General features: G+C 48.7%; 5 protein-coding genes. 1 reads left to right on the forward strand and 4 read right to left on the reverse strand.

Annotation, left to right across the window (positions count from 1 at the left end):
* Positions 1–157: 157 nt before the first annotated feature.
* Positions 158–505, forward strand: a complete 348-nt coding sequence (locus tag Q0081_RS19470; RefSeq protein ID WP_298357169.1) for a hypothetical protein — start codon at positions 158–160, stop codon at positions 503–505.
* 368 nt (positions 506–873) lie between these two features.
* On the opposite strand, the gene Q0081_RS19475 is transcribed toward Q0081_RS19470, so the two are convergent.
* The 4 genes from Q0081_RS19475 to Q0081_RS19490 form a co-directional block, all read right to left on the reverse strand.
* Positions 874–2460, reverse strand: a complete 1587-nt coding sequence (locus tag Q0081_RS19475; RefSeq protein WP_298357173.1) for an amidase family protein — start codon at positions 2458–2460, stop codon at positions 874–876.
* 109 nt (positions 2461–2569) lie between these two features.
* Positions 2570–4708, reverse strand: coding sequence for a molybdopterin cofactor-binding domain-containing protein (locus Q0081_RS19480; protein ID WP_298357175.1), 2139 nt, complete (start codon positions 4706–4708; stop codon positions 2570–2572).
* Positions 4709–4715: 7 nt separating this feature from the next.
* Complete coding sequence (locus tag Q0081_RS19485; RefSeq protein ID WP_298357178.1) at positions 4716–5177, reverse strand: (2Fe-2S)-binding protein; 462 nt, start codon at positions 5175–5177, stop codon at positions 4716–4718.
* A gap of 458 nt (positions 5178–5635) precedes the next feature.
* A partial coding sequence (locus tag Q0081_RS19490; protein ID WP_298357181.1) for a hypothetical protein occupies positions 5636–5818 on the reverse strand: 183 nt, incomplete at its 5' end.

Below are 5818 nucleotides of genomic sequence, written 5' to 3' on the forward strand. Positions count from 1 at the left end.
CTTGGGCATTTTTTCCCATTCATCTAACTTGGAAAGTAGAATTTCTGTCGCTTTTTGTTTGTCCATCGTTTTTTGTGGCTAATTTAGTATTGCTCTGCATTTATTCGTACACCCTTTCACAAAAGAAAACCCTCTTTATTGGAATGATTGTTTACCTTTGGAAAAAAAGTATTTTACTTCATGTGAGGAGTTTGATAAAAAATACAAAACTGGCAACAAATTACAAGATGGTAAAAGTTGCTTTGTGATCACATGTTTAGACGGTGAGCTACCTTTTCAATTAGGCTTAACAAATATTGTAGTTGATGACCCCCAAATAAAAACTAAGAAAGGGACTCAAATAATTGAATTAGTAAAACACCATCTTTTTGATGATATTAATAGTTTTAAAAATGAATTTCCGAACGTTAAGTTAAAGAAAGCAAATAGATTTACTGAAGATTATAAGAAAATGGATTTAAAAAACATTTTAAAAAAATATAAGAGAATTCATCGGAAAGAATAACCAAATACATCTGTAACTACCTGAAGTTTCCTCCCTGTGGGCTGTGTCCCACAGCCCTATCCTTCCTGATGATCATAATTGCAACTACGCCCTCCCATAAACAGAGTGTTTGCAATACGGAAAATGCCACATTTGCTGCCTTTGATGCTTCCAAATAAGCGATTTTAGACCCCGAAAGCGTTCGGGGTGACAAAATGGATTTTTCCTACATTACGGTAGTCGTATTTTTCCCCTTGGTGGTGTTTTCACCGCCAAACACGTTGAAGTTGCGGAGTCGCCAACAATAAGAGAGGTTGCGGGGCCGCCCGTGCGGTGCGGACACCAACCTCCGATGAGACCCTATCAAAAGTTTCTATAAAAAAGCCTTGTTACAACAAACCGCTGCCCGATTTTCGTTTCTTTTTCCGCAAGGGTGGGGTCGATGCGGGCGGGAGCCTGTGATGGGTGGCCTGTTCGTAGGCGTAACACAACTTAATGAGCATTGGCTCGCTGAAAGGGCGACCAAAGAACTGCAAACCAGCCGGTAAGTTGTTGTAGGTAAAGCCCATTGGCACCGTGAACGCCGGGAAGCCCGTGGGTGGCGACAGAGCGTTGTTGTTGGTACCCGACGGTGTGTTCAGGTCGCCAATGAGACGGGGCGGGTAACTGAACGACGGATACACCAGCACATCAACCCGCGCCGAATCCATGGCCCGGAGCATGAGTTGGCGCAATCGCTCGCGGAGGGCCATGTTCTTTTGCCAGCCTTTGTGCAATTCGGGTGCCAGTGTGTCGGCATTGGCATCGAGCAGAAATTTTTCAAGAAAGGGATGATATTCCTTCGATTTGATAATTGATTCGAGCGTTTTGTGCGGAGCATTGGGGCCTAAGTTGGCCAGGTACTTATTGAAATCACGACGTAGCTGCGGAATCAGATCGAACGATTTGTTGATCGTATCGAGTTCCATGACCTGCACCGAGTCGATAATGGTAGCCCCAGCAAGCCGCAACTCATTCAGTGCATTATTGAACAAAGCCACCACTTGCGAATCCGCTTTGGCGGGGGTACAAAGCTGCCGAAAAACCCCAATTCTGGCTCCTTTCAGGCCATTTTTATCTAAAAAAGCCCGATAACTCGCCGGAATTTTACCTTCACTTAGCCGGGTTACGGAGTCGGCTTTGTCGTAGCCCGCAATCACTTCGAGTACCCGCACTGCATCTTCCACCGTTCGGCAAATGGGCCCACCCGTGTCGTTGGTAAGGGCGAGGGGAGCAATGCCGTCGCGGCTAATTAACCCAAGCGTACAGCGAAACCCGACCAAACTCTGGTGAGCAGCCGGTCCCCGAATGGAACTCCCGGTGTCTGTTCCCAAGCCAATAGTACCAAAGTCGGCGGCCACGGCAGCGGCTGTTCCCCCACTTGATCCTGCCGTGGTGCGCCGGGTATCATAGGGATTCCGCGAATAGCCCGGCAGAATCGAACTTACCGAAAAGTTGCCAGATTGGGCAAACTCGGCCAGGTTCGACTTGGCAATAATAATCGCTCCAGCTTGCCTGATTTTTTGAATCACAAACGCATCATCGGGTGGAATCGACTTTTTCATGGCCAGCGTTCCGTTGGTCGTTGGCATATCGTAGGTATCGTAATTGTCTTTCACGATGACCGGAATCCCGTGGAGCGGCCCCACAAATTTCCCTGTTGCTTTATAGAGCGAATCGAGCCGACGGGCTTCGGCTAAAGCTTTGGGGTTCACCATAATAAGGGCGTTGATAAACGGCCCTTGTTTGTCGTAGGCTTCGATTCGGTCGAGATAAAGCTGCACAAGCTCAACGGCGGTAAGTTTGCCATTTTGCATGGCCGTGTGCAGGCTGGAAATAGTGGCTTCGTGTAATTTTTTGGGCGTAAAATGCTGCCCAACAGCCGACGTTACAACCCAAACAGAAGCAATGAAAACGAAGTATAGGTTTTTGACCATGAACGAAATGGAGTTAAGTGAAGTGATAACGAAGTTGCGGTATATTTGATTTTGAGGTGCGTATGCTTGAATTAGTGTAACACAGGGTTATTTCAGCGGATACCCTCGACTAACTGCTTTGACCAAGATTTACCCCTTTCATCGCCTCTTCCTTCGAGAAAGGTTGATTGTAAAGACGTTTTCCTGTTGCTTTAAAGAACGCATTGGCCAGTGCTGCGGCGGCCGGCGGAAGCGCCGGTTCTCCCAAGCCCGTTGGGTTGATGGCGCTGTCCACAAAATACACTTCTACGTCCGGTACTTCCTTCATGCGTATCAAGCGGTAAGTATCAAAGTTTTTTTGGTCCGGTACGCCATCTTTCAGGGTTACTTCGCCGTACAACGCGTGTCCCAAGCCGTCGATAATGCCGCCCTTTACCTGTTGATACGCCCCGCTTAGGTTGACGACTACCCCACAATCTACCGCCGCGTACATTTTCAGCAATACCGGATTTCCATGCTGCATTTCAATCTCCGCCACCTGCGCGATGTACGAGCCGTGCGAAAAATAGGCGCTGAACCCTTGGAACACCTTTTTGTTTTTGCCCCAACCCGATTTTTCCGCCACTAATTCAATGACGCCTCGCATACGGTCAATATCATATTTCACCGCTCCCACGGGCGATTTTTTGGCTTTGTCAAGGTACGCCAATCGGTATTCGATGGGGTCGCGGTGGGCAGCGGTGGCGATTTCGTCAAAAAAAGACTGCTCGGCAAATCCCAGAAAATTCTCGGAAGGTGCCCGCCACGGGCTCGTCGTCACCGGTGATTTATGGTCGATGGAATCCACCAGAAAATTCGGCACGGCTCCCGCTGGAAAATGATCGGGACGCGTGCTGTTACCGGAATTGATACCTACCCCGCGCATTCTATACCCAATCCAATTCCCATCGGCATCCAGTGCCGCCTGAAAGCGATAGCGCATCGCCGGACGGTATTGGCCGCCCCGCATATCATCCTCCCGGGTCCACATCACTTTGACGGGAGCTTTTACCATACTTGACAGCTCGGCCGCTTCCATCGAATAATCAGAGCGCTGCCTTCGGCCGAATCCGCCGCCCATGCGGGTCATTTGCAGCGTCACTTTCTCCAATTCTACGCCCAATAATTTGGCGACGTTTTTCCGAGTATCTTCGGGCAATTGGGCCGGGCCAATCAATTCCACGCCATCGTTGCGTACATGCGCAAAGAAATTCATCGGCTCCATGCAGGCGTGGGACAAAAAAGGCGCTTGGTATTCGCGCGTAATCACCTTTGCCGCTGTTTTAAAGGCAGCATCTACATCACCGTCTTTGCGCGAGGGTTTGACGTCTGCTTTGTCCAGCAGCTGTTTCATCAAACGGTCGTGGTCGGTCGTACTTTCTACCGCGCCGTCGGGTTCGTATTCCACTTTCAGTACTTTTCGGGCTTTGGTTACCTGCCACGTTGATTTACCCAACACCGCCACTTTATCTTTAAAAATAATCACTTCCACAATGCCGGGCATAGCCTTGGCAGCGGCCACATCTGCCGATTTTATTTTGGTGCCAAACGGCGGACGTTCGATCATGGCCAACAACATCCCTTCGCGGTAGATGTCCAGGCCATACAGGGGTTTCCCCGTAATCATCTCCGCATTATCGACGTTGTGAATGGGTTTGCCAATCAGTTTATAGTCTTTTTTCTCTTTGAATTTTACCTCGGTCGGTACCGGCAGCGCCGCCGCTTCGGTGGCCAATGCGCCGTAGTTGAGCTTGCGACCCGTTTCTTTGTGCCAAACAAATCCATTTTCGGTGGTCAACGTGGCCAAAGAAACATTCCAACGTTTGGCGGCGGCTTCCATCAGCATGAGTCGGGCCGTAGCGCCGGCTTTGCGCAGTAGGTCCCACGAATGCTGCATCGCACCGCTTCCCGCCGTGGCCTGACGGTTGAACTTTTGGGTATCCAAATTAGCCTGCACCACTTTTACGTTCTTCCAATCGGCGTCCAATTCCTCGGCCACAATCATCGGGAATGATGTTTTGATGTTTTGCCCCACTTCAGGATTGGGCGACAAAATGGTGATCACATTATCGGGAGAAATAAAAAGGTAACTGTTGAACGATACCTCTCCCGAGGCGCTGTCAACGGGCGTAGAAGCCGACGCTTCGGTCCACCGAAAGCTCAGCAACAGCCCGCCCCCCGCCATAGCCGAAGCCTTGATAAAATCTCTTCTGGTTGATTTTGCAGACATGATTGGATTATTTGCGTTTTGTGGCGGCGAGGGCAACGGCTTCGCGGACACGGTGATAGGTTCCGCAACGGCAGATGTTGCCGTTCATGGCATCTTCAATCTGCTCGGGAGAAGGCTTGGGGTTTTTGCTGAGGAATGCCGCTGCCGTCATGATCTGACCGGCCTGACAATAGCCGCATTGGGGAACATCCACTTCTGACCAGGCTTTCTGCACGGGGTGCTCACCATTGACTGACAAGCCTTCGATCGTAGTCACTTTTTTGGTACCCACCGCCGAAACCGGCAACACGCAGGAGCGAACAGCCGTACCATTCAAATGCACAGTACACGCTCCGCATTGGGCAATGCCGCAACCGTACTTGGTACCTAACAACCCAAGATGATCGCGAAGCACCCACAACAATGGCGTGTCTTCTTCGACATCTACGCGGTAGCTTTTGTTATTGATCTGTAAGGTATAGTTCGCCATTTTCTTCGTTTTGGGTAATGTAAACAACAAGGGTTATAAGCCTTTGAAAGGGCAAAATCTACTGACTAATCCTTTTCTGTCGTGGAAGAATTCCAACAAAAATGATGAATGGAACACGAATAGGTCGTTGTTTGACCACGAAGAAGTACAGCGGACCAACATGGTACGAAGACGGTCTAAACTGAAAAACCTGCTTTTAAGAACATAGCCTTGCGAATAACCTTTGCGGATGCGTTTATTTTGGTGGATACAATCACGTGAATCTATGCGATACAACTACTTATCTTCCCAAAAAAAGTAATTGGGGTAGCCTGCTATATTCCATTTCTGAATCACTTTTTGCTTGAACTCAGGATGGTTTACTACCATTGGATAAATAAATAAAAAATTATTTGCGAATATAGGCACAATTCAAATTTTCTTGTACAATAGAACAACTTAAAACCTCAAAGTGTTAATCAATGCACGAAAACCACCTGTGAATCAACCTGTTGTAGTGAAGCGATTTTTCGTCTAATAACACGTTGCACGGAAAAAACTCCTACCGTTCCTTGCTTTTGTGCTGTTTTTTTGGGAGCTTGTGGGCGCGCAAAGCTGGCTTGAAAGCGACAGGCAAGCTCCCAAAAAAACCGACGCCCAAC

The sequence above is a fragment of the Runella sp. genome, assembly GCF_027484545.1.
Lineage (GTDB): Bacteria > Bacteroidota > Bacteroidia > Cytophagales > Spirosomataceae > Runella.

Coding starts and splice junctions, on each gene's coding strand:
- Q0081_RS19475 (WP_298357173.1), bottom strand. CDS start 2,460: ATGGTCAAAAACCTATACTTCGTTTTCATTGCTTCTGTTTGGGTTGTA.
- Q0081_RS19485 (WP_298357178.1), bottom strand. CDS start 5,177: ATGGCGAACTATACCTTACAGATCAATAACAAAAGCTACCGCGTAGAT.
- Q0081_RS19480 (WP_298357175.1), bottom strand. CDS start 4,708: ATGTCTGCAAAATCAACCAGAAGAGATTTTATCAAGGCTTCGGCTATG.